19 protein-coding genes and 2 pseudogenes are annotated in these 25,807 nt (G+C 34.7%); 12 read left to right on the top strand and 9 right to left on the bottom strand.

Going from position 1 to position 25,807, the window contains the following annotated elements:
• The first annotated feature begins 46 nt into the window (after positions 1 to 46).
• Entirely contained in the window at positions 47 to 2,068 is a 2,022-nt protein-coding gene (gene recG, locus NBW37_RS01150; protein ID WP_250296596.1) for an ATP-dependent DNA helicase RecG, read from the top strand.
• Between the two features lie 79 nt (positions 2,069 to 2,147).
• Here the strand turns inward: recG and gltX are convergent, their stop codons facing one another.
• Entirely contained in the window at positions 2,148 to 3,509 is a 1,362-nt protein-coding gene (gene gltX, locus NBW37_RS01145; RefSeq protein WP_250296595.1) for a glutamate--tRNA ligase, read from the bottom strand.
• 159 nt (positions 3,510 to 3,668) lie between these two features.
• Between gltX and NBW37_RS01140 the strand changes: the two genes are divergently transcribed.
• The 3 genes from NBW37_RS01140 to NBW37_RS01130 all read left to right on the top strand — a co-directional run bounded on the left by NBW37_RS01140 (position 3,669) and on the right by NBW37_RS01130 (position 7,293).
• Positions 3,669 to 4,316, top strand: a complete 648-nt coding sequence (locus NBW37_RS01140) for a hypothetical protein (protein WP_250296594.1) — start codon at positions 3,669 to 3,671, stop codon at positions 4,314 to 4,316.
• Between the two features lie 42 nt (positions 4,317 to 4,358).
• Entirely contained in the window at positions 4,359 to 5,255 is an 897-nt protein-coding gene (locus NBW37_RS01135; RefSeq protein ID WP_250296593.1) for a hypothetical protein, read from the top strand.
• A 70-nt stretch (positions 5,256 to 5,325) separates the two neighbouring features.
• Positions 5,326 to 7,293 (top strand): acetyl-CoA carboxylase biotin carboxylase subunit, encoded by a 1,968-nt coding sequence (locus NBW37_RS01130; RefSeq protein WP_250296592.1) that lies wholly within the window; start codon positions 5,326 to 5,328, stop codon positions 7,291 to 7,293.
• Here NBW37_RS01130 and NBW37_RS01125 read toward each other — a convergent pair.
• Genes NBW37_RS01125 through NBW37_RS01100 form a run of 6 tightly spaced genes read right to left on the bottom strand, consistent with a single transcriptional unit; the run spans position 7,242 to position 11,827 of the window.
• The gene (locus tag NBW37_RS01125; protein ID WP_250296591.1) at positions 7,242 to 8,270 is read right to left on the bottom strand and encodes a COX15/CtaA family protein; all 1,029 of its coding nucleotides are present in this window, start codon (positions 8,268 to 8,270) and stop codon (positions 7,242 to 7,244) included. The genes NBW37_RS01130 and NBW37_RS01125 overlap by 52 nt on opposite strands.
• Positions 8,252 to 9,841, bottom strand: a complete 1,590-nt coding sequence (locus NBW37_RS01120; RefSeq protein ID WP_250296590.1) for a glycosyltransferase family 2 protein — start codon at positions 9,839 to 9,841, stop codon at positions 8,252 to 8,254. Before NBW37_RS01120 ends, NBW37_RS01125 begins: the two co-directional genes overlap by 19 nt.
• Before the next feature lie 5 nt (positions 9,842 to 9,846).
• The gene (locus NBW37_RS01115; RefSeq protein ID WP_250296589.1) at positions 9,847 to 10,323 is read right to left on the bottom strand and encodes an ATP synthase F0 subunit B; all 477 of its coding nucleotides are present in this window, start codon (positions 10,321 to 10,323) and stop codon (positions 9,847 to 9,849) included.
• Between the two features lie 8 nt (positions 10,324 to 10,331).
• Entirely contained in the window at positions 10,332 to 10,811 is a 480-nt protein-coding gene (locus NBW37_RS01110) for a F0F1 ATP synthase subunit B family protein (protein ID WP_250296588.1), read from the bottom strand.
• Positions 10,812 to 10,814: 3 nt separating this feature from the next.
• Positions 10,815 to 11,042 (bottom strand): F0F1 ATP synthase subunit C, encoded by a 228-nt coding sequence (locus tag NBW37_RS01105; RefSeq protein ID WP_214249595.1) that lies wholly within the window; start codon positions 11,040 to 11,042, stop codon positions 10,815 to 10,817.
• 59 nt (positions 11,043 to 11,101) lie between these two features.
• Positions 11,102 to 11,827: a F0F1 ATP synthase subunit A gene (locus tag NBW37_RS01100; RefSeq protein WP_250296587.1), complete on the bottom strand. Its 726-nt coding sequence runs from the start codon at positions 11,825 to 11,827 to the stop codon at positions 11,102 to 11,104.
• A 222-nt stretch (positions 11,828 to 12,049) separates the two neighbouring features.
• Between NBW37_RS01100 and NBW37_RS01095 the strand changes: the two genes are divergently transcribed.
• Together NBW37_RS01095 and pheT are read left to right on the top strand one after the other, a co-directional pair.
• On the top strand, positions 12,050 to 12,343 hold the full coding sequence (locus NBW37_RS01095) for a hypothetical protein (RefSeq protein WP_250296586.1): 294 nt from the start codon (positions 12,050 to 12,052) through the stop codon (positions 12,341 to 12,343).
• Between the two features lie 112 nt (positions 12,344 to 12,455).
• Positions 12,456 to 14,795 (top strand): phenylalanine--tRNA ligase subunit beta, encoded by a 2,340-nt coding sequence (pheT, locus tag NBW37_RS01090; RefSeq protein WP_250296585.1) that lies wholly within the window; start codon positions 12,456 to 12,458, stop codon positions 14,793 to 14,795.
• Here the strand turns inward: pheT and NBW37_RS01085 are convergent.
• On the bottom strand, positions 14,786 to 17,578 hold the full coding sequence (locus NBW37_RS01085; protein WP_250296584.1) for a hypothetical protein: 2,793 nt from the start codon (positions 17,576 to 17,578) through the stop codon (positions 14,786 to 14,788). The two genes, pheT and NBW37_RS01085, sit on opposite strands and share 10 nt — an antisense overlap.
• 55 nt (positions 17,579 to 17,633) lie before the next feature.
• Positions 17,634 to 20,939, bottom strand: coding sequence for an isoleucine--tRNA ligase (gene ileS / locus NBW37_RS01080; protein WP_250296583.1), 3,306 nt, complete (start codon positions 20,937 to 20,939; stop codon positions 17,634 to 17,636).
• Between the two features lie 127 nt (positions 20,940 to 21,066).
• On the opposite strand from ileS, the gene NBW37_RS01075 reads away from it, so the two are divergent.
• From NBW37_RS01075 to ispG, 6 genes and pseudogenes are all read left to right on the top strand, one after another.
• Positions 21,067 to 21,893 (top strand): IS5 family transposase gene (locus tag NBW37_RS01075; protein WP_250295852.1). Its coding sequence is split into 2 segments (ribosomal slippage): positions 21,067 to 21,454 and positions 21,454 to 21,893, totalling 828 coding nucleotides; the frame shifts between segments, so codons are not numbered across the junction.
• Between the two features lie 102 nt (positions 21,894 to 21,995).
• Positions 21,996 to 22,703, top strand: a pseudogene (locus NBW37_RS01070) (transposase family protein).
• Positions 22,670 to 22,975: pseudogene (locus NBW37_RS07705) on the top strand (nuclease/transposase family protein); the annotation flags it as partial. The pseudogenes NBW37_RS01070 and NBW37_RS07705, both read left to right, overlap by 34 nt.
• 179 nt (positions 22,976 to 23,154) lie before the next feature.
• Entirely contained in the window at positions 23,155 to 23,697 is a 543-nt protein-coding gene (locus NBW37_RS01060; RefSeq protein WP_250296581.1) for a hypothetical protein, read from the top strand.
• 196 nt (positions 23,698 to 23,893) lie between these two features.
• The gene (locus tag NBW37_RS01055; RefSeq protein WP_250296580.1) at positions 23,894 to 24,505 is read left to right on the top strand and encodes a TRP75-related protein; all 612 of its coding nucleotides are present in this window, start codon (positions 23,894 to 23,896) and stop codon (positions 24,503 to 24,505) included.
• Positions 24,506 to 24,521: 16 nt separating this feature from the next.
• A complete protein-coding gene (gene ispG, locus NBW37_RS01050; protein WP_250296579.1) occupies positions 24,522 to 25,802 on the top strand; it encodes a flavodoxin-dependent (E)-4-hydroxy-3-methylbut-2-enyl-diphosphate synthase in 1,281 nt (426 codons plus the stop codon).
• Positions 25,803 to 25,807 lie beyond the last annotated feature (5 nt).

Genomic DNA, 25,807 nt, shown 5'->3' with positions numbered 1-25,807 from the left:
GATCTTAAGAAGACTCTATAACAGTTTTACACATGTATGAATCTCAATGAGCAATCAGATTTTTCTAAATAGCAGGCTGGAGAATATACCTAAATTTCATTCCACAATATTGCCTAAACTTTGTGGTGGAGACAAAGTGGTAGATCTGTTGTTTTACAGGCCACACAGTTATGTAGATAGAAGTAAGTCACTACTTGATGCTCAAGTTGGAGAGTTTACAACTTTCATAGCAAAAGTTTATGAGCATCAACCACCCACTTTTAGAGGTAGACCATATAAAATAGTCGTTGAAAGTGAGAGTCAGTATATGTTCATAGTCTTTTTTAATTACTCAGTTAAGTATTTATATAAACTATTTCCAGTTAGAGCCTATGTAATCATCAGTGGCAAGCTCGAAAAGTTTGCTGAACATTGGCAAATTACTCATCCAGATTACGTGTCGCTTGACATCAACCAATTTAAAGAAATAGCTTGCATAGAGCCAGTTTACCAATTATGTCGTGGTATTACTAATAAGAACATTAAAAACATGATAAGTTCTAACCTAAAAGAATTGCCTGATTTACCAGAGTGGATAGATGATACATTAATCAAGCAAAAAAAATGGCTAAGTTGGAGGGAAAGCATCATAAAATTGCACAAACCAAGCTCATTAGCGGAAGCGGAGATTTGTAGAAAAAGGCTTGCTTATGATGAATTGTTTGCGTATCAGCTAGCACTGAAACTTGCAAGAGAAAATCATGTAAAAGAAAGGGGAAGAGAATTTATAGTATTGAATAAATATAAAGAGCAAGTTTTAAATGAATTATCGTTTCAATTAACAAATGATCAAATTCGCGCAATAGATGAAATCTCAGAAAGACAAAAATCCAAGTACCGCATGATAAGCTTGCTGCAAGGTGATGTTGGTAGTGGCAAAACCGTAGTTGCACTTTTTGCGATGCTAAATGTGGTAGAAAACAACATGCAGGCTGCTCTTATGGCACCAACTACTATCTTGGCGGAGCAACATTATAATTGGATTGAGGAAGTTTTATCCTGTACCGATATAAAAGTTGCGCTGCTTACTGGTAAAACTTCGCGCAAGGAAAGAAAGATTATTATGAACGAACTTGCAAGTGGTGTTTTAAATATAGTGATTGGCACTCATGCACTATTTCAAGCTAACGTTACATTTAAAAATTTAGGGCTTGCAGTCATAGACGAACAACAGCGATTTGGAGTGATGCAGAGGAATCGCTTGGTAGGAAAAGGAGAAAATACCGATATACTTTTTGTTACTGCAACTCCCATTCCAAGAACTTTGCAGCAAGCTATGTATGGTGACGTTGAATGTTCAATTTTGAGAGAAAAACCAAAATCCAGATTGCCAATAAAAACTGTAACTATGAACATTAGTAGGGTGCCAGATGTTATTGAAAAGCTAAAAGATGCTATAAAAAGAGGCGAAAAAGCATATTGGATTTGTCCATACATAGAAGAAAACGAAGAGATCAATATTGCTGCAGCAGAGACGCGCTTTCAGGAATTACAAAAAACATTTCTTGATAAAGTTGATATAATACATGGAAAATTGACTCAGGAGCAGAAAGATCAAGTTATGTTTTCCTTCAAAAGGAATGAATTTTCTCTACTTGTTGCAACCACTGTGATAGAAGTTGGTATAGATGTGCCAGATGCAACCATTATGATTATAGAAAATGCAGAGCAATTTGGGTTATCGCAATTACACCAATTAAGAGGCAGAGTAGGACGAGGAAATAAGCCATCTTTTTGTGTATTATTATACGATAATTTAAGTAAAAGCTCATCTTCAAAGTTAAAGATCATGTGTGAGTCACAGGACGGATTTTACATTGCTGAAAGGGATATGATGCTAAGAGGCAGTGGAGATATTTTAGGCACAAAACAATCAGGATGTATGGAATTTAAATTTGCTGATTTATATCAGGACAAAGAGCTGCTCAATCTTGCGTATAATAACGCAAAAGGCGCAATGGCTAATTTTGAATTACTGCTTGATATATTTGAATATAGAAGTAGGTTACATTTTTCAAAATTTCAGTAGGAAGACTTCTTATCCAAGTAGCGCATAGAAACGAAAAACTTGCTTGACAACCTTTGCACTTAACTTAAAACTAAATTAGCTACAATTCTTGTAACCTTTTTATACACTCATCTTTACCAAGAATCACCATGATATCGATGATTCCAGGTGCATCCATTACTCCAGTTATAGGGGCACGTAATGAGTGGTATACACCGCTTACTTTCATATCATGTGATTTTGCACATTCCTTGATCTGAGAAGATAAAAAACCCTTATTCCAATTTTCATCATCGATCTTTGACAGAAATGATGCGAGTAACTTAATTACATTGAGGTTAGATTTGACAATTTGACAAGCTTCTTCACTTAAATCAAGTGGCGGATCTTGAATATAAAATTTTGCTAAATCCAATAATTCGGTCAGGTAGTTTGCTCTTTTTTTCAGCTCTGTCAGTCCCTGCAGTAAATAGCCCTTTTTTATATCACTCAGTTTTAACATCGGAGCAAATGTATTTAAAATATCCAGAATATCCTCATTGCTCATGTTATTAATATAATGGTTGTTCAAATGTTCCAATTTTTTAAAATCAAGCCGTGCAGGTGAACGACCAATACTTTCTAAATTAAACCACTCTATTGCTTGCTCATCGCTAATAATCTCATCGTTGCCGTGACTCCAGCCAAGTCTGAGTAAGTAATTACGCATTGCCTCTGGCAATATTCCCATCTTTTCATAATCGCAAACGCTTGTGGCACCATGCCTTTTAGACAGCTTATTTCCATCTTCTCCATGGATAAGCGGCACATGTGCAAAGCGTGGAATGTCAAAATCAAGAGCCTGGTATATTAGCAACTGTTTAAAGGTATTAGTGAGGTGATCAGAACCACGTATAATATCGGTTATTCCCGCATCATGATCGTCAACCACTACGGCAAAAATATATGTTGGAGTGTTGTCAGAGCGTAAGATCACTATATCATCAAGCTGCTCGCTATTTACTTTGATCTGGCCGTATATTTTATCATCAACGACGATCTCTTGCGAGTCTGGTACTTTAAAGCGGACAACAGGCTTTACGTCTGATGTCACACTAGTACATTTATGCTTATATATTTTTCCTTCTTCTCTTGCTTTTGTCTTCCTTTCTGTTTCAGGGCAATAACAGTGATACGCCCTACCCTTCTCAACTAAAAGGTTTGCTACTTCTTTATGCCGCTCTATTCTTTTTGACTGATATACTACTTCCCCATCACAGCTCACACCAAGCCATTTTAGCCCTTCTATAATTGCATCAATTGCTTCTTGTGTTGAACGTTTTCTGTCGGTGTCTTCAATCCTTAGCAAAAACCTGCCACCATGATGCTTTGCATAGAGCCAATTAAATAACGCAGTGCGGGCCCCACCAATATGCAAAAACCCTGTGGGTGATGGAGCGAACCTAGTTACTACGTCTGGCATATTTGTCTATTACAGTAATGTAAATGATGATAGCTAAAATTTATGCTTGCAACAATGTAGAATTACTATAAATTATTTATCCTGAGAGATAAAATTGCATTTATTTTTCATAAATTGTGTTGTATAATTTAGTATTGGTTGAATATAGTTAGGTAAGTTATGATTGGATCTACAGATGAGATAAAAAAATTTCTCTCAGATAATGAAGCTAATGTCAGTTGGCGTTACACCGGCCCATTTGATAAAACAAAACAAATAGTGCGGGCGGACAATCTCTTGCATCTAGCTGCAAGAACAAAAAACATTGAAAGATTTTTGTTCATTTTCAAGAAAAGTGTTGAAAAAGATGTTAGTTTATTAGAGTATAACGACGATCATAAAAATCCATTTCATATAGCTGCAATAATGGGGATGTTGCCGGATGTAGTAAGAGGGATGTTTGAATATTTACAGTCAGAGGTAAAGTCAGCAGAAGCTTCTGTCCTAGAGGCAAAAGAGGCTGGTAGAAATCCAAGAGAAGAATTGGAAAAGTTAGAATCATTGAGAAGAAAAGTGAAACGTAAAGTAAATAGTATTAAGGATGAACTGTATGATAAGACTTCTGCAGATGATGATGGATATCGTCCTGTTGATTGGGTAAGTGATCATGTAGAAAGAGACATAAGAAAAGAAGTTCTGCGTGCTGAGAAAAGTATTAAAGCTCAGACTTATTCTGCTGGTGCATATGAGCAAGATGAAGTTGAAATACCAGACCACATTCTTTATGATGTTGACGTGAATGGTGGTGAACAATGTAAAATACTATAGTATGGTTCAGTGTAGGATTATAAATAATAGATGGGGGTAATTATGGGTAAAAATATAGCTCGTTCAATAGCTAACTCTGTAGCTAAAGAGATACTGGAAAAAATAGTATTAATGAAGGAACATTATAAAAGTTTCAATCCTGATTCTTTGATTGTAGAGTCACTAAAGGAGAAAGTTAATCAACAAGGTGATGTAGATTTAATCACTTTAATTGGTAATAACGATAAAACTTTATTATATCTTGCAGTTGAACATCGGGGATTATGGGACTCGTTATCGCAAGAAGCTAGAAATTCACTGATTGAAAAATCAGATAAAGAGGAAGACAATTATCTGCATGTGGCTGCAAAGGCAAGGAATATTGATGCTTTTTTATCCATTTTCACACAAAGTATTGGAAGTGATGTTCATTTGTTAGAGTACAATGAAGATCATGAAAACCCATTTCATATAGCGGCAAGAATGGGGATATTGTTGGATGTAGTAAAAGGAATATTCAAGTATTTGGAGTCTGACAAAACTAATCCAGGGTGTGATTCGGAAAAATTGGAGAATTACAAAAGTTATATTCAAGAGGCATTGTGCAATAGATGTGCGTTAGATAAATCTAAAAAGACTCCTCTTGATTGGGTTAGTAAAACAGTTAAGAAGAAGATAAGAGAAACTGCAGGTATACAAGACAGCTTCATATGTAACCAGAAGTTTCGCCTGTGCTTATATATAGTAGGAGCTATAGCGTGTATTGCTGCTTTATGTTTGTCTTTATACTTTTTATTTTTAGTTTCTCAGTCTCTTGCACTGGCTACGATGGCTGGGATAGTTTCTGGTGGGGCTGCGTATCTGTCAGGCAAAGTATTTAGTGAGATACATGACCTACATGACGTAAGTACTCTAGAGGAAACTTTTAGTGGTACGGATCTTGCAAGGGTGACTGTCTGATATATAACAAAAAGTTGCAGGCAGTGATATAGAAATTTACTTTCTTAACTTAAGAAAGTATACTCATACGATGACGGAAAAGAAGTACAGTAAGATTTTAATAGCAAACAGAGGGGAAATTGCTTGCAGGATTATCAGAACTGCTCGTAGGATGGGTATATCTTGTGTATGCGTATATTCGGATGCAGATGTAAATTCTGTGCATGTAAGACAAGCAGATGAGTCAAGATATATCGGCCCTTCGCCATCTTGCCTCAGTTATTTAAACATTGAAAAAATATGTGAAGTAGCAGTTGAAACAGGTGCTGAGGCGGTTCATCCTGGCTATGGTTTTTTAGCAGAGAATCCAGATTTTCCACGTGCTCTGCAAAAACACAATATAGACTTCATCGGGCCAAGTGCAGAAACAATAGAAGTTACAGCCAACAAAATAACAGCAAAAGAAGTGGCAAGAAAAGCTGGAGTGAATGTAGTGCCAGGATATATGGGTAAGATCAGCGATGCTGCCCACGCAGCTCAAGTTGCTGAAGAAATTGGCTTTCCTGTTATGCTTAAAGCTGCATCAGGCGGTGGTGGCAAAGGAATGCGAATTGTAAATTCCAAAAAAGAAATTGAACTAGCATTTACATCAGCCACAAATGAAGCAGAGAAAAGTTTTAAGGATGGCAGTATTTTTATAGAGAAATATATAGAGTTACCAAGACATATTGAAATACAAATCATAGCAGATAAATATGGCAATATAGTGTGTCTTGGAGAAAGAGAATGCTCAATACAAAGGAATAATCAGAAAATAATGGAAGAAACGCCAAGTCCATTTATTAGTGAAAAAGTAAGACAAAAAATGTATGCTCAATGTGTCTCCCTTGCAAAACAAGTTGGCTATTTTTCAGCAGGCACTGTTGAGTTTGTTGTTGATAAAGACCAAAACTTCTATTTTCTTGAGGTAAATACTAGATTACAAGTTGAGCATCCAGTAACAGAATTCGTAACAGGAATAGACATAGTAGAAGAAATGATTAGAACTTCCTGTGGAGAAAAATTGAGATTCAATCAGGATGATATTAAACTTACTGGCTCTGCAATAGAAAGTAGAATTTGTGCTGAAGACCCATCAAAGAAATTTTTCCCTTCCAGCGGAAGAATAAAATATTACGATAAACCAGGTGATGTAAGAATAGATGATGGAGTAGCTAGCGGTTCAGAAATTAGCACGTTCTATGACTCAATGATTGCAAAAGTTATAACATATGGAAAAGATAGAGTAGAAGCGATCAGCAAAATGCAAAAAGCATTGTCTGAATGCTATATAGAAGGAGTAACAAATAATATAGAATTTCTAGAATCCATCTTCCATCACCCAAATTTTATCGCAGCAAAGCTCCATACGAGATTCATTCCAGATCATTACCCTAGTGGGTTTCACGGCGATTTTATTACAGAGGAGTATATTAAAATATTTATTTTCACTGCGTTATATGTTCATTTGGAAAATGAAGAAAGGTACCATCATAAAGTAGTGAATGAAACGCTTGTAGTTGTAATAAATGACAATAAGTACTCTGTAGACGCAAAGTACCAAGATAATATATTAACAACAGTATATAACCACAATACATACTCTGTAGTAGGCAAGTGGAAATCAAGTTATAGATTGCTATATATCACAATTAATGACGATACCAATATAGCACTTAAAATAGAAAAACAAGGCAGCAAATACTTCATAAGACATGCAGGCATGAAAGCTGAATGTTGTATATTTAAGCCTCATGTAGCTGAATTAAGTAGGTTAATGCTAAATAATGAAACAGAAGAGATTTCAGTAGATGCTGTAAAATCCCCAATATCTGGCTTATTAGTTAAATTACATGTAAATGTAGGAGATCAGGTAGAAATAGGACAACCTTTATTTGTTGTGGAAGCGATGAAAATGGAAAATATTATATGTGCTGAAGCAGCAATGGTGATAAAAAATATTCCCGTTCAAGAAGGAAAAAATGTGCAGATTGGTGATGTAGTCTGCTTTCTTAAATAACACAAGAAGTATAAACTTGACCCAAACAAGATAAATGAAAACACTTGATGAGCTATGGCAATGGCTATCGGTATGTGCAATAATAGAGTAATTACACCTAAAATGATCTGAATGATAACGGAGAGCAGCATAATATATACCGGTTTTAAACTGGCATTTTTTATTGTGAGTATTGCTGTCAGAACTAATATTAGCAATGCCAGTGCTCGATGTATAAATTGCACTGTCGCTCTGTTCTCAAAGATATTCAGCCATGTAGGCTGTAAGAAAAATAAATCTTCTGGAACGATTTGTCCGTCCATTAGTGGAAAGGTATTGTAAATCAAACCAGCATTTAATCCTGCAACAAACGCACCGAAAATTATTTGTATTACAATTAGGGCCAAAATCATCCCTGTGTAGTATATAGTGTCACTACTAATCTTAAGTTTAGTTTGCTTTGGCCTGATTTGGTAATCAAAAAATTGATATGACAATAATGCAAAGACAATTAATGCTAATAATAAGTGAAGTGCAAGCCTATAGTGGCTAACATGAGGTTCAGTTACTAAACCACTTTTAACCATATACCAACCAGCAAAAGCTTGTAAAGCTCCAAATAACAATGCTATAAATAGCCTTATTGCTACCTTTTTAGATATTTTCCTTCTTAGCATAAAATACACAAATGGCAGGATAAAAACTAAACCTGTTAGTCTTGCAACCAATCTGTGTACATATTCTATTAAGTATATAGCCTGAAATTCCTCCATACTCATACCATAGTTGAATGCTTTATACTCAGGTGTAGCTTCATATTTTAATTTTTCTTGTAGCCAGTCTTGCTCATTCAGTGGTGGTAATGTCCCAGTAATAGGTTTCCACTCCGTGATTGACAATCCCGCTCTTGTAAGTCTGGTAAATCCACCAATCCCCACCATGAGAATTACCGTAATACAGCAGAGAAAAAGCCAAATAGCTACAGGTTTTGCTTCCATAAACCATGTTTAGTTTTGTTCCATCGCTCAGGGTAAAGAATAAATTCCCACAAGGCAAGAAAAGCTGCAACACTATGTAGCAAACTATAGACCGGAAAAAATATCGATACTATATAAAAATAAAAAGGCATCTTTTGCTGTTTGACAGCCATTACCAAAAGAATCAGGTTAGTAACGTATACCACTATAAAATAGTACAAAAATAATTCATTTAAAACTTTAGTTAATATCAATGAAAGCAGTAAAAATGGAGTAGTAAAAAATATAAAAGCTGCAGAGCCAACAAAAAGATTCAATAGCAAAATTCCCTTAAATCCAGTGTGTTTATAAAGTGACTTTATATTTTTTAAATGAACAATATAAGTTTGCATATAGCCTTTGATCCAGCGCGCTCTTTGCTTAATCCAAGCAAATACAGTAATTGGTGACTCTTCCAATGTTTCTGAGTCAATCATCCTAATTTTATATCCCATTTGCGCAAGTCTCAAACCGAGGTCAGCATCTTCGGTAACACTATAAGCATCCCAGAAAAACACTTTTTTTAGAATTTTTACTGAAAAATGATTACTGCTACCACCCAAAGGCATTGGCATGTTCATTTTTTGGAATCCAGGCAATAAGTATTGAAACCAGTTCATATACTCCAGAGAAAAGGATTTTGTGAGAAAATTATAATCACAATTATAGTAATTTAATTTCGCCTGTACACAGGCAAGCTTATCGTCGCCCTTATTAAATTCAATCAGTGCTTTTTTTAACTGCAATGGGTCTGGTTTATCGTCCGCATCATATATTACCACATACTTTCCTCTGGCAAAGCTCATAGCATAATTGCATGACTTGGCTTTTGTTCTAGGCAAAGAATGAGGCACTTTTATTACTTCAAAATACTGTGGTAAAGTATACTTTTCTATAGCTGCTAGCGTTTCCTGGTCATCACTTTCTACCTGAAGCTTCACATCTAATTTTGATTTTGGATAGTCCAAACTTTCAATGCTTTCGATCAATTGCTCTATCACTGCACTTTCTTTAAAAGCAGGCAATAAAATAGTATATATAGGTTCATTCAACTTACTATAATCCACTTTTTGATTAGAGATTTCACATAAGCTAAAAACTGTAGCTATAAACTTGAATAAATAACTAGAACATCCGATTATAAATATCAACATCAAAGCAAAATATGTATATTTCTCTGTGAGTGTTAAAATTGAAGTTACAATAAAGAAAGAAACAAAAAATATTGAGCTTAGTTTAATGCTTTTAGCTGAAAAATTAGGATTTTTGTAATATAAGTAGTTGCTTGCAAATTCTGAAATACCAAAGTGCGAGTTAAGAAGATTTAAAATCTGTTCGCTATCAACTTTTATTAATACATAGTCAATACCGTAATGAGCTTCGACCCAACGGTTGACATCTTGGCTTGTGTCTTCAACCATAAAAAAAGTAGTATCATTTAATTTTTGCCAAGGAATTATATTAAATTTATAGTAAAAAAGTTTCTCTTGCTCTTTGCACAAACTAGAATCAAACTTAATTTTTTCTACATTATCAGCTTGAAGTATAGGCATTAAACCTAATGCAATTTTTTATTTAAGTCACGTGAAAATGAAGATATGACCTCACTACTACGCTTATCATCTTTACGTTCATGCATTATTTTTTTTACAGCATCAGCAGCTATATTCGCTGTGTTAGCTTGTAAATCTCCAAGAGCTTTTTCAACTTGGTCAGTGACTTTCTTCAAGTTAGAATGGGCATTGTCATCTAATGTCTGATCTAGCTGCTGTCTATTGCGCTTAATGATACTATTAGCCTTATCAAGTGCTTCATTCATCATTTTATTAACTTCTGCATCTAATTCTTTGTATTTTTCAGAAGATTTTTTGTAATACTCCAACATATCTTTCCTGAATTTTTCAGTTTCTTCACTTGAAAATTTGCTTTTGTTACGCTTATTATTAAGCACATTTTTTATCACTTTCTTCAGCAATTTATACGAAAGAACAAAGCCTACCAAGAAGGCAAGACCGATAATCAGTGATGTAGACATAAAAACCCCTAAAATTCTTTGGACACCAAGTCAGCAATAAATTCCTCTTCAATCTCAGAATTGGTCAATTTAATATAATAAATTAAAGCAATACTAGTAGCCATTTGTTTTAACTGATCAGTATATTCAGATTTAAATTCTGCCGCTTTTTCTTCAATAAGCTTGCTCATTTTTTTGCCTTCCTCTTCTAATATATTCTTAACATTAGCTCTCATTTCTTCTACCTGAGCAAGTGCATCATCTATGATCCTTTTTGCCTGTATTCTAGCTTGGTTTAAAGCGGCATTATACTTGGCAATCTGCTCTTCCGTGAGTCTTAAAAGATGAACAGAACTATTAAAAGAACCCAATACTTCTTTACTTCTAGTGCTTATTATTTTATCTAACTTTGGTAAAAACAAACAACTTACTACGAAAAAAAGTGAAGAGAAAAAAATTAAAAACCAAAAAACTTGAGAAAAGAAGGTTGAAATATCAAGCTGTGGCATATGTTAAGCAACAAATATTAACAATACTGCAAGTAAAAACGCAAGCAACCCCATTATTTCAACCATGGCAGCACCAATATAAACATAAGTTTTCATTTTACCTTCTGATTCAGGGTTTCTCGCAATCCCATTTAACATAGCAGAGAAGATATTAGCTATACCTAAACCAGCACCGAGCATTCCAAACACAGCTAAACCAATTGCTATAAATTTTAAAGCTACTAAATCCATATATTACCTTTAATTATTTCTTTATAATATAATTGTAAAATATTCTACAAGGAAGTCAATTACTTTACTGCATCTGACAAATATACACATGTTAATATAGTAAATATATAAGCTTGTAAAATTGCAACAAATACTTCAAATCCTATCAATGCAATCATGAACAAAAACGGCGCAGGAGTGAGAAATATGTTCATATTTACAATAAACCCTGCTATCACTTTGATGATTGTATGACCAGCAATCATATTTGCTGCAAGCCTTATTGATAGGCTAATCGGTCTTACTAAATAAGCAAACAACTTAATAATAATTATTATAGGTGCAAGCCACGAAGGAGTTCCTTTTGGTAGCAATATGCGTAAAAATTCTACTCCCCTTTCCTTAAATCCAACAATCGTTATATAAGTAAAAACTACCATCGATAAAGCGAAGGTGACTATCACATGACTTGTGACCGTGAAACTATAAGGAAGAACACCAACTAAATTACACGATAAAATGAAAATAAATACTGTGAATATCAATGGAATGTGCTGCAAGCCTTTGCTTCCAGTGTTACTTTCTATTATTGAAACAACAAAGTCATATACATACTCAACTGCAGCTTGCAAATATCCTGGTATTACTGCACCTTTTCTTATTCCAAGGAGCAAAAACAGTACCATTAATATCACCGAAATCATCATAAAAAGAGATGAATTGGTAAAGCTTACGTCATACCCAAATAACCTAGGTAACTCTATTATTGTATATACCTTAAACTGTTCCAGTGGATTTAATGCCATTTTAATCTGAACTATAAACAGTAAATAAAATATGAATTTTATAGGACAAAGTCAAGAGTTAAGATAAAGCTCTGTATCATTATAGCATTAGCATATTAACAAAATATGTAATTAGAATGCCAATTATAGCCAGCGCTGTGTTTTAAAATTTACCAATCTTATTAAATTATTTAACTTAACATCTCATTTTAATTATAATTTAATTTTTAGTGAGGTATTATTATGAACGAAATAGATTTTATTAACACTAATCATCCTTTAAATTTAGAGCAGGAGTTTGGTAACGGATACATCAAATTGACAGATTGTTCCTTTGACGAATATACTGGCCATTATCAAATAGGAAGCGAAATACTAGATGAAAGTCATAATATGATAGGAAACTTAACTATAGATGGCTACATTCATAACTTCCATGAAGATAACCACAATATGAATCTTAAGCTCCATACGTCTATGGAGATAGATTTAAAAGGTAATATGGAAAAGATAAATTCTCCTCACAAGAAGATATAAAGTTACAAAAACTTCTACATCATTGTTTATGATGTAGAAGTATTCCACTACAACAAGCTTTAAAAGCACTACATTTTACATTACAATAACTTTTTTGTTTCTTTAAAGGTTCATGAAATTCACATTATCTTGGTTATTAGAGCACTTAGAAACCAATGCTAGTTTAGAAGAAATTACCGATAAGTTAACTCACATAGGGTTAGAAGTAGAAGATGTGATCGACAATACCAAACTAGCTGGTTTTATTGTTGCAGAAGTATTAGAGGTTATACAGCATCCAAATGCTGATAAATTAAAATTATGTAAAGTAGATGACGGGAGTAAAATTCTACAAATAGTTTGCGGAGCAACCAATGTTAGAGAAGGTATAAAAACTGTGCTTGCATCTCTTGGTAGCACATTGCCAGAAAGCGATTTTACAATCAAGCCCACAAAAATACGAGGAGTGCTAAGTGAAGGGATGCTCTGCTCTGCTTCTGAACTTGCACTCACTCAAGAAGAAAGTCAAGGAATAATCGAGCTTTCTGATGATTATAAAGTAGGGGATAAATTTTTCAATTGTGACCCTGTAATTGATATAAATGTTACTCCAAACCGTGGAGATTGCTTAGGCATTTATGGAATAGCTCGCGACCTTGCCGCAACTGGAATTGGGACATTAAAGACTTTAAGCATTCCACAACTTACCAGCTCTATAAGTTCACCAATTTGTGTTGAAGTGACTGACGGAGAAAGTTTTATTAGTGGGATATATATCGCCAATGTAAAAAATCAAGAAAGCCCAAAGTGGCTAAAAGATAAATTGGAATCGATAGGAATGCGCTCCATTTCTACAATAGTTGACATTACTAACTATATTATGATATCTTTTAATCGTCCAATGCATGCATTTGATGCAAACAAAGTAGATGGCAAACTTACAATAAGAAAAGCAAATGATGGAGAAAGCTTCTTTGCTTTAAATGGTAAGGAATATTTGCTGGACAATAATATAAACATTTATTCTGATAGTAAAAATATTCATGGAGTTGCTGGAATTATAGGTGGAAAGTGCAGTGAATGTACTCTTGAAACCACCAATATTTTTTTGGAATTAGCTTTGCTCGATCCAATCTCTATCACTAAATCTTCAAGACAGCTCAGCATCTCCACAGACGCTAGTTACAGATTTGCACGTTCAGTTGATCCTGGATTTACTCTTGAGGGACTCAATCTTGCAGCTAAAATGATTTTGGATTTATGTGGTGGAGAAACCTCAAGCGTAGTGTCTGCTGGCAGCTTAGATAAGGCTGACACCAAGGTGAACTTTGATTATCAGGATGTGAACAAGTTTGGAAGTGTGTCTGTATCGCCTGATGAAGTGCTTGATATCTTAACGAAACTAGGGTTTAATATTGATAAAAAAACCGAAGGCAATTGGAATGTACAAGTACCAAGCTGGAGACCGGACGTGACTATACCTGCTGACCTAATTGAAGAAGTAACAAGGATATACGGCTATGACAAAATAAAAGAAGAACCACTACCAAATAATGTTGAAGAAGTAGATAGTACATACGACAATTTGCGTATTTTGATGACAAACAGAGGGTTTCATGAAGTGCTAACCTGGTCATTTATGAGTGAATCAACAGCTGAAAAATTTGGTTACTCGAATAAGTTATTTATCATCGATAATCCGTTTAATAATAACTTTAATATAATGAGACCAAGTATCATACCAAACTTGTTGCAAGTAACTGCTGATAATATTGCCCATGGAGTACCTGATCTTGCAATCTTCGAAATTGGGCCGATTTATGATGGTGAAGCTCAGTCTAAACATGTTTTAAGTGGAATAAGAACAGGAAATAATCTACCACGAAACCATTATAATACTGATAGGAAAGTAGATGTTTTTGACGCAAAGGCTGATTGCATAGCAGCTTTGGAGTTTTTTAACGTCAATTGCGATAATTTAACGATAGAGAGAGCAGAAAAAGAACATTACCACCCAGGAAAGTCAGGCACTCTCTCTTTTAAGAATAAAGTAGCAGGTTATTTTGGAGAGTTACATCCTAATATATTAGATCTTTTTGACATCAAGCAAAAAGTTGTAGGTTTTGAGGTGATATTAGAAAATATTGGAAATTTACCTGCAAGTAGAAAGAAATTTATCGATTATAAATACCAAAGTGTAAAACGTGATTTCGCATTTATTGTAAATAAGGATGTGGAAGTAGGTAACATAATCAATGTGGTAAAAAAAAGCTCAGAGCTCATCACAGAAGTTTTAGTATTTGACGTATACCATGGAAACAATATAGAACCGAATAAGATGTCTATAGCATTGTCAGTTACTTTCTGCTCTCCAATCCACACTTTAACTGAAAAAGAGATCCAAAAAGAATCAAATGCTATAGTTAATTTAGTATGTGAAAATACCGGAGGAACTTTGAGAACTTATAATTGAGCCACAATCATAGTTTCCTGCTTTGGCTGTGCCAAGCTTATCTCATCTAATCTACTTCCTACCTTGAATTCAACATCCTTAAAAAATCTATCCCATATTCCATGCAAATGCTCTTCTACTTTAGGCCATACATCATTTTTAAATGTTTTCCCATCATCAGAAAATACATCACCTATCAAGGCTCCTACTTCTTCATAACTTGATTCGAAATGTTGAAGAAATGTCTCTATTTCCTTATGAGTATCACGTGCCGCATCCAATGCTTTTCCTTCTATGCTCTCATTCTTTTTCGTGGCTGACCAGCCCATCCTAACATACCCGCACACTATCCCCAAAGATTTCTTAGATTGCAACCATGAACTCTTATCGCTTTTTGGTACATTGTTTACTATATTTTCCACCAGTCTGTCTATTAAAGGAGACAATAAATTTTGACTAAAATGTTTGATATTATCTTTTGTTTTAATTACAGGATATTTGATGCATCTTTCTGCTAAACAGTACTCAAATTCTGCTTTCTCGAATAATTTCTTGATCTCTGCTTCATCAAAATTTCCTTTCTTGATCTCCTCCAACAACTTATCCTCTATTACTGCAAATTTTATTTTTTCACGAGATTCTAGTTCTTCTCTGTAATTATTTTTTGTTTCTTCATTTATCAACAATCCTTCTTTTTTTAACTCTAATTGTTCTAATGCTTTCAGAATTTCTTGATTATTTTTTAAGTGCTGCTCTATTAACTTTGTATTTGGATGCTCTTCTCCCTTGCTATTTCGCTCATCTTCTAAGTACTTATTTAAATCCTCATTTCCTTCTATTACTTTTCTTAACGATACAGGTTGCTCTAAGCATCTTGCAATTTCCACTCGATGCGCATTAATCCTTTCTACTAAAGCCGGCGCCTTTTCCTCTAATAGCTTACACGAATTCTCTATACCCTTTGCTTGACCTTTAAATAAATTTTGCATTTTACACTTTGTTACTTCTAAATACATCTTTTCTACAAAATCATTTATTTTAGCTGAAGTTTTCTCATTTTTTTCTAAATCCTTAAGTCGTGTCATTAGACTCTGCTCTTTGTCTTTATCAAACAGAAGGTTCCATATGGCATGCATACGTTGTTTAAATCGCTCCAGGCCTTGCTTTTCCAGTATACCTAATCGACTCAACTCGCCTTGAGCTTTTTTCATTACTGATTTTATTAGCCTGCGCTCAACCTCTTGATCATTATATTCAAATTTAAAAAGGTCTTCTAACCTTCTTTTTAAGGCATCATCTTTCAGGTTACTATCCTTTCTATTTTCGTATACTTCTTTTAATTCTTCATGTATCTTGCTATACCTTTTTTCTCCCATTCCTTTTAACTCTTTTATCGTCTCTTTAGCTTTACATAAAGCTTCTGCTGTTTCTTTAGGATACATATCAATTATCGTCCTTTTAGCTATTTTTTTTTCTTTTATAAGCTGTTCCCATACTGCTTTAAACACAGGAAGCCCTCTATCGTCCAAATCATCTGGTACTTTTGCCCCTGCTTTTTTTAGATCTTTTATTATCATTTCTTTTTCACTTGGCAATTCCTTACCTTGGCTCTCCAACTCTTGTTTCACTAATATATCTCTTAGCACATCTTCTGAAAAATCTCCTTTTCTTTCTTGTGCAAATTTAATTGCTTGTATAAAGGCAACTTGATAAGCATTTTCTATTAAGTGAGTTGTCAATTTAGGATCTACACTATCCACTATCTTCAGCCTGAATTCATTTAATAATTCTTTCAGCTTATCATATGTAATATCTTTCTTTTCTAGCTTCATCAGCTCTTCCATAGTTTTTGCAAACTCCTGAATAGAAGTTGCAAGCACATTCTTGATCTCATTACGTAAAGGCGTAAGGCCGTTTTTTAAATTGATATTAGCTGATAATTTCAGTATGGTATTATGTTCTGAATCACGTGTAACATCAAACCACTTACCATTTTCATCTTCATATAAATCTCTAAACAACTGTTCAAATTGCGGTGGAAACTTAATCTCCATGTCCCACTTAATGTCTGATTTACCAGCATCTATTTCATGAAAAGATACCTCAATATTTTGGTGCTCATTCTGATATAATCCATTACTTATTTTAACAGCAGCAACCAAAGAATGAGATAACTTCCTGTTTAAAAGATAAAAAGTAGCTAAGGCAGGTGTTGCAGGAATAAGCAAGAGTAGAAGTATAGGCATACTAACAAGAATTGCTACTGCAGCAAGAACACCGTATGCCAATCTTTTTGCTGTACTTTCACTTACTTCGCTTTTTTTTGTTTTATTCTCCTCTGAACTAATTTGTGTCTTATCATTTGTTTTTAATTTATTATATACGGCTAATCCTAACGCAGTAAAAACTATATAAGGAAAAATTAAAACCGATAGTGCTAAATTTAATACTTTCTTCTCCGGGCAAGCTCTGTTTATTTCCTTAAATATTTCGCTTGATATATTATACCAAGAGGTAAAAAAGTCAGAATTATAATCTTTATAATGAAATATACTGAGTGGAACGTTAAAATTAGCTAACGGCTCTTGTTCTTCTAACGCATCAAAAAACTCTTCCTCTTCTGAAGTAACAGGATCTAAATTATTTCCTTCTTCTACATTGGAAATCGACTCTTGTTCTTCCATAGCATCAAAAAACTCTTCTTCCTCTTCCAAAGTAACATTGGAAATAGATTCTACTTTACCTAAATCATCACTGTTGTTACTCAAATTAACAACTTCCTCACAACCTACAACAGCATTCATACCATAACCTTACCTAAAGTAGTTTAAGTATAGCACAAACACTGACGATTTTCAACTACTGACAATCTAACTTAATACCAACACTTAAATCCTGATATTCCTTAGAATAAAAGTTAGTTCCAATTTCTGTATTAATGTCCAAAGATAAGGTAAGGGTCTGCTCTTTTATATATTCACTCCACGTATTTATTGCTTCCTTAATTTTCTCATCTTCTGTTTTGATCATTACTCTGATTCTATCTGATACATGAAAATCAGCTTGTTTTCTGGTTTCTTGAATGAGCCTCACGGCATCTCTTGCAAGCCCTTCTAGAATCAATTCATCATTTAAAGTAGTGTTTAGGATAACAACCCCTTTGTTGTTATCAAATACAGAGGAGAATTCACTGTTTGCTTTTAATAATAGTTCATACTCACCTTTTTCTATAATATAATTCTCTGTTTCATCTCCTAAAAATATTGAACCTTTTGCGGAACCTTCTGTCATTCCAGCGCGTGACGCTGGAATCTGCATCTGGATCCCAGTTTGGATGACGTCGGAGTGAGTTTTTTCAACTTGCCACCATTTCCCCTCTTTGACATATTGAACGAGCTTCTTAATTTTGTCTGGAATTCTTTTCCCAAGCATAGGAAAGTTTAGCTTTAACTCTAGTGATGCAACCTCTTTCAACTCACCTACTATTTCTAGTTCTTTTACATTCACCTCATCTTTTATCATCTCTTGGTATTCATTTGAGTTTTCAGCACACTGGATCCCAGTGTCAGCTACTTGGATGACAGAAAACGGCTCACCTTCAAGAAAACCGCAGGAAGACTTATGATAAATGGTCATACTACTAAGTGGCTGCCTGATACGTATATTAAAAGTATTTCTGATCGAAAGTGCAGAGTTGCATATCTCTCTCACCAAATCCATCTTGGCAATGAGCTGACTATCATATCTCTCTAATTGTGGAAAATCAGCCAAATGAACAGATGTTTCTTCATACTTAAGCCCTTGCCATATATTCTCTGTTATAAGTGGCAACAAAGGAGCTGCAGCTCTTAGTATGTAATAAAAAACCGTATATAGAACATTATAAGCATCAGTTTTATCCTGATCCAAATCACTTTTCCAAAAACGCTCGCGACTGCGACGAATATACCAATTATTTAGCACTTCAAAAAAGTTCATTAAAATTTTGCAAGCCTCTTGGGAGTTATAGCTGTTCATAGAAGCTTGGATACCTTCTATAGCTTCAAAACATTTGGAAATCATGTAGCGATCAATAGTACTTTGATAATCCTTACAAACTTCAGCTTTAATTCCATCTGCATTTGCATACATAGTAAAAAAGTGATAACTGTTCCAAATAGGTTTTATTACGTTTTTCAGAACATCTCGTATTGAGTTTCCTTCTTTATCGAGTAGCAAATTACCACCACAAACAATAGATCCAGAAAGCATAAGAAAACGCAGTGCATCAGAACCATATCTATCAAAAACCTCCATTGGATCTGCATAATTATTCAAGCGTTTGGATAATTTTTGTCCCTTTATGTCCAGAACAACACCGTGACATATGCAGTTCTTAAATGGTTCCCTATCAAACAAAGCAGTGGAAAGTACAAAGAGCGTATAAAACCACCCCCTGGTTTGCGCTATGTATTCAGTGATAAAATCTGCAGACTCAAACCACTCCTTATTTTCAAACGGATAGTGGACTTGCGCAAATGGCATTGAACCAGATTCAAACCAACAGTCAAACACATCAGGCACACGACGCATAACTGATTTTCCTGTTGGATCATCAGGATTTGGTCTTGTTAAAGTATCGATAAATGGTCTGTGCAAATCATCTACTTTAACATTAAAATCTCGCTCTAGTTCTTCTATCGAACCATATACATCCACCCTTGGATATCTTGTATCATCTGATTGCCACACAGGAATCGGAGTACCCCAGAATCGATTGCGTGAAATTGACCAGTCGTGTGCCCCTTCAAGCCATTTTCCAAATTGACCATCTCTAATGTGGTTTGGTATCCAATTAACTCTCTTATTTAGCTCTACCATTCTGCTTTTGAATTTTGTAACGGCAACATACCAAGAAGGCATAGTGCGGTAGATCAAAGGAGTGTCAGTTCTCCAGCAGTGCGGATAATTGTGAATATATTGTTCAGTTTTGAACCAGTTTCCTTGTTCTTTCAATTTTTTTATTACTGTATCATTGGTATCAAAAACATGAATCCCTGCCAAATCTGAAACTTCAGCAGTAAATTTTCCACTATTATCAATTGGACAAACAGCCGGAATATCGTGGCTTTGGCAGAGATTAAAATCCTCTTCACCAAATCCAGGAGCAGTATGCACAACGCCAGTACCATCTTCTCCTGTAACGTAATCAGCAACAAAAACGCGGAACGCATTTTTTGTATCCTTAAAGTAATCAAACAGCGGTTTATAAGAAAGACCTGCAAGATCATTCGCTTTAAGTTTTATATTGCAGTTTTCATATGGAATATTGCTTTGTTCACAGTGGCTAACAAATTTCTCTAAATAACTTTCAGCAAAGATGCAGACTTCACCATTTACTAACACTGCACAATACTCAATACCTTCCCCTACTGCCAATGCAAGATTGCTCGGCAACGTCCAAGGAGTTGTAGTCCAAGCAAGTAACTTACATTTTTGTTTAACACTTTTAAACTGCTGTGGGTTTTCTAAAAGCTCAAATGCAACAGTTACAGCTTTGCTAGTCTTTTCTCTATACGCATTATCCAGCCTTGTTTCAAAATTAGACAATGGAGTTTCGCACGCCCAGCTATAGGGAACAACGCGTACTGATTCATACACTAGACCCTTATCATAAAGCCGCTTAAATGCCCACATGACCGACTCCATGAATGATTTATCCATAGTCTTATAGTCATTGTGAAAGTCTACCCACCTTGCTTGCCTATTTACATACTTCTCCCACTCTGATGAAAATTTCATCACAGAAGTACGGCAATGGTTATTGAATTTTTCAATACCAAATTTTTCTATTTCAGTTCTACCAGATATTCCAAGTTCTTTTTCTGCACCCATCTCAGCCGGCAATCCATGGCAATCCCAGCCAAATCTACGTTCAACCCTTTTTTGAAGCATAGTTTGATATCTTGCAAATGCGTCTTTGATGAAACCAGTGAGTAAATGTCCATAATGGGGAAGTCCATTTGCAAACGGAGGCCCATCGTAAAAGACAAAACAATTATCCTTCGAACGTTCCTCAACTGACCGCTCAAAAATTTTGTTTTCCTGCCAAAATTTTATGATTTTTTTTTCTAACGACGAAAAATCAGGACTACTTACTGTATCAGGATAATGCTTTGACTTCATGTTTGCTATGTAAAACTAAAGAATATAGGGCTTTCTGAAAAATTACAAATTCAAAAACTCTGTTTCTATAAACATTAGACTTCTTTCAAAATTGTTAGAGGGAGTGTAAGATGAAGTATTTGAAAGAATGAAATATAAGGAAATAGAAAAGTTAGAAGGAGAAAAGTTTCGACGTTTAACAGGGGTAAAAAAAGCAACATTTGAGCGAATGGTAGAAATTCTAGAAGTGGAGGATAAAAGAAAAAAAGCTAGAAGTGGAAGAAAAAGTAAACTTTGCATAGAAGACAGGCTACTTATGGCACTGGAATATATAAGAGAATATCGTACATATTTTCATATTGGGCAAAGCTATGGCATGAGTGAAAGTAACAGTTTTAAAGTGATAAGATGGGTAGAAGACACATTAATAAAACATCCAGATTTTGCATTACCAGGAAAAAAAGAGCTATTAAAGAGTGATGTAGAATATGAAGTTTTAGTAATAGATGGAACTGAAACGCCAGTAGAGAGGCCAAAAAAAAACAAAAACGCTTTTACTCTGGAAAGAAAAAAAGGCATACTATAAAAACACAAATAGTAACAGAGAAGAAGAGTAAAAAAGTCATATGCACGTCTTTCTCGAATGGTAGAAAACACGATTTTCGGATGTTTAGAGAATCAAAGGTAGCAGTATTGCCGCAAACTAAAATCTTAGCTGATGCCGGCTACAGGGGAATGCAGAAGATACACAAAAATGTTGTATTACCGCACAGAAAAACGAAAAAGAATCCGTTAAGCAAAGAACAAAAAAAAGAGAACAGAGCACTTATGAGCCAAAGGGCAATTGTTGAAAACGTAATTGGCTTATTGAAAAGGTTTAAAATCATCTCGTACAGGTATAGAAACCGACGAAAACGTTTTGGTTTAAGGTTTAATTTGATTGCTGCAATTCACAATTTTGAGCTCCCTACATGAATTTTGAAAGAAGTCTATTGATAGGTATTGACATTAGACCTCTTTCGAAACGAGTATAAAGCAAAAAAAGATGTAGAATGGTAATTTATGGTAAGCAGATAGATGAAATACGAAACAGCAAAAGAGTTAGAAGATGAGAAATTTCGCAGATTAACAGGGCTAAAAAGAGCAACGTTTGATAAGATAGTGGAAATTCTAAGGAAAGCAAATAAGAAGAAAGCTAGAGGAGGAAGAGCTAAGTGAGGAAAATATGCTCCTAATGGTGTTGGAATATCTTCGCGAATATCGGACCTATTTTCAAAGCTATGAAAGTGGAGCATATAAGACAGTAAAGTGGGTGGAAGACACGTTAGTAAAACATCCAGATTTCAGGACGAAAAGAGCTCCTAAGAAGTGATATGGAATATGAAGTTTTGGTGATTGACGCAACCGAAACTCCTATTGAGAGGCCAAAAAAAAGCAGAATTCTGGAAAGAAAAAAAGACACACGATAAAAACGCAAATCGTTACGGAAAAGAAGAGTAAAAAAATTATTTGTACGTCTTTTTCAAATGGATGATTTTCGGCTTTTTAAGGAGTCAAGAATACACATACTCCCGAACATGAAAGTCTTAGCTGATTCTGGCTACAGAGGAATGCAAAAGATACATAAAAATGTTGCACAGGAAGATGAAAAAGAAGCAGTTGAATAAGGTGGAAAAGAAAGAAAATCAAGAGCTTGCAAGTCAAAGAGTGATTGTAGAAAATGTAATTGGTCTATTAAAAAGATTCAAATTAAGCATGCAGAAGAAACGACAGATGAAGATCTAAAGAAAATTGCAGAGGAATCACCAATAATAAAGCTAGCATACGATAAATTAGACAAGTTTCACTGGAGTGAAAAAGATCTCCTAGCTTATGAAGAAAGAGTGATGAATCTACAGAAAGAAGAAGCCATTCTTGAATACAAACTTGATCTTACTGAAGAGAAAGGTGTACGGAAAGGAAAAATTGAAGTCGTAAAAGCAATGCTAGCTAATAATAACACTATTGTTAAGTTCACTGGCCTCTCCACGAGTGAGATCAAAGAATTGCAGAATTAAGTGTGAATGGTTACGAGAATACAATAATTCATGTATTTCCTTAATTTAAGTTTTTGCACTTTCAAAAAGCAAGTCAAACAAAATTATTAAAAGGTCAATACATAATGACAGTTAATTTAATAATAATTTAAACATTTAGAATGTAAAATTATAATATATTAATTAACTAGGGGGTTAAAATGGTAAAAGGAATTTTGTGCAATTGGTTAGGTGTAACAGAATTGCAAGAAAGTCAACTAGGTGATGCTACGCAGTTCAAAAAAATATCTGATCTGTTAGGAGAATTGCAAGAAAGTCAACTAGGTGATGCTACGCAGTTCAAAAAAATATCTGATCTGTTAGGAGAATTGCAAACAAGTCAAACAGGTGATGTTACACAGTTCAAAAAAATATCTGATCTGTTAAGAGAATTGCAAACAAGTCAAACAGGTGATGCTGAGAAGTTTCAGAAGGTACAAGAGTATTTAGATGGCCTGCAAGAAAAAGTGGAAACACTTACAGAGGCAGTAGGAGAACAAGAAAAAATAATGGCAACTTGTATCATAGTCAGTGCTGTTGCTGCAATAGCGATAACTTCTTTTGTTGCATTCTGTATCTATCAGGGAGTTAAGTGTGAAAGGGAGAAAGAAAAGAACTCGTCTAAAGATACGCCAGACGCAAAACTTAATAATGTAGATGCTATCGATGGCAATGAAAAGAAGCATATGCAAATGCCAGACTAAGCTGCATAACACTCTTCTTGAGGAGGTGTTACGCAACTTGTAACACCTTACTCTTCTCTTAGCTTATGTAGGTTTTTCGATAGCAAAATATCACTTTTTAGAAAAATATTTGTATTGTAAAGTTAGTAAAGATTCTGGTTTACTTAAAGTTTGTTAATTGCTATCTTTTAAAACACGATATTTACTATAGCACCATATGCTTAGGGTTTTTTCTAAAGTTTTGTTTATATTAATGTTTTTGGTTTCTAGCTTTTTTACTGTGCATAGTGCTGAAGCTAAATCTAAGCTCAGTAAGAGATACATACCTCATGGTAATCCTGGTGGTGCAAACTTTCATACAGATGAGGATTTTGCTGAGTCATATAAACTGTATGAGAAGCGTAGGGAGCTCCTCAAGAAAAAAAAGTTACAAGATCGAGCTATAAATAAAGAAGATCTAATCAAAAAATTAAAAGAGAAAAAAATTGCTAGTCTTGATAATGAGCCAAATGACATGGAAGCATGCATAGTCGACGATGAAGAGAGCACTATGATAAATCAGCATGGTATTAATATCGCACGTTTAAGGGGTGCTGTATTTATAGATCAAGAGCCAGTTTCTCAGTATGAAAGTGAGCAGCATGAACAAGAAGGAAAAAAAATTACTTCAACACGAGAAAAGAAAGTTTCTCCTATAAATATTACTATAAAAGAAACTCCATCAAGAAGAACGTGCTCACATGATTCTATTGCTAATTTGGATAACGTAGATGCTTATAGTTTGAATGGTTCAAGTTCATTTGGCAGTGTAGCTGACACAGTAAAATAGTATCACAATTAATAATATGCTAGATAAAGACCTAATATTGAATGATGATGCATATGAATTATCGCCGATTTCCAGGCACAAAACTCATGTTGTAGAAGTTGGAAAAGTAAAGATAGGTGGAAATAATCCTGTAGTTGTACAATCTATGGCGCTTGGTGTGCATATAGATTCTGATAATATAAAAAGTAGCGCAAAACATTATGCAAAAGAAATAACGGAACTAGCGCGTACAGGTTCAGAATTGGTGCGAATTGCCTTGAACTCAGAGGAGGTAGCAAGGGCAATACCTTATATAGTAGAAGAGATAAATAAAGAAGGCTTTGACGGTAAAATATTGGTAGGCTGCGGTCAATATGAGCTAGATAAATTAGTTCAAGATTATCCAGACAACATCAAAATGCTGGGTAAAATTAGAATCAATCCAGGCAATATAGGCTTTGGCGACAAACGTGATGAGAAGTTTGAAAGGGTTATAGAGTATGCAATAATGCACGATCTTCCGGTTAGAATTGGGGTAAACTGGGGTAGTCTTGATAAATACCTTTTACAAAAACTGATGGATGAAAACTCTTTGCTTAGTAATTCAAGGCCTTCTGACGTTATACTGCGCAAAGCACTTGTGATGTCTGCTCTTGATAGTGCAAAAAAAGCTGAAGAAATTGGTCTAAATTCAAACAAAATAATCATTTCATGTAAAGTTAGCAAAGTGCAAGATTTAATTTTAGTTTATACGGCACTTGCAAAATCTTCCAATTATGCGCTGCATTTGGGTTTAACTGAAGCTGGTATGGGCAATAAAGGTGTAGTAAACACCACAGCAGGGCTTACTTATTTATTGCAAAATGGCATTGGAGATACCATACGGGCTTCTTTGACTCAACGTCCTGGTGAATCGCGTACTAATGAAGTGGTGGTGTGTCAGGAAATATTGCAGTCTATAGGCTTGCGCCATTTTAACCCCCAGGTTAATTCATGTCCTGGTTGTGGGCGCACAAGCAGCGATCGTTTTCGTATATTAACTGAAGAAGTGAATGGCTATATAAAAACTCATATACCGATATGGAAGAAAAAAAATCCAGGTGTAGAGCATATGAACATTGCTGTTATGGGATGCATAGTAAATGGTCCTGGAGAAAGCAAACACGCAAATTTGGGAATCAGCTTGCCTGGATATGGAGAAAAACCTGTTTCAGCAGTCTACAAAGACGGCAAATATTTCAAAACTTTACAAGGTGATAATGTCTCTGAAGAATTTAAGGCAATTATTGATAATTATGTGAAGGAGCATTACACGTAACCTTT

The organism is Wolbachia endosymbiont of Oedothorax gibbosus (assembly GCF_936270145.1).
GTDB lineage: Bacteria > Pseudomonadota > Alphaproteobacteria > Rickettsiales > Anaplasmataceae > Wolbachia.
The sequence above is the reverse complement of the archived record's forward strand: the minus strand, read 5'-3'. Positions and strand labels throughout refer to the sequence as shown.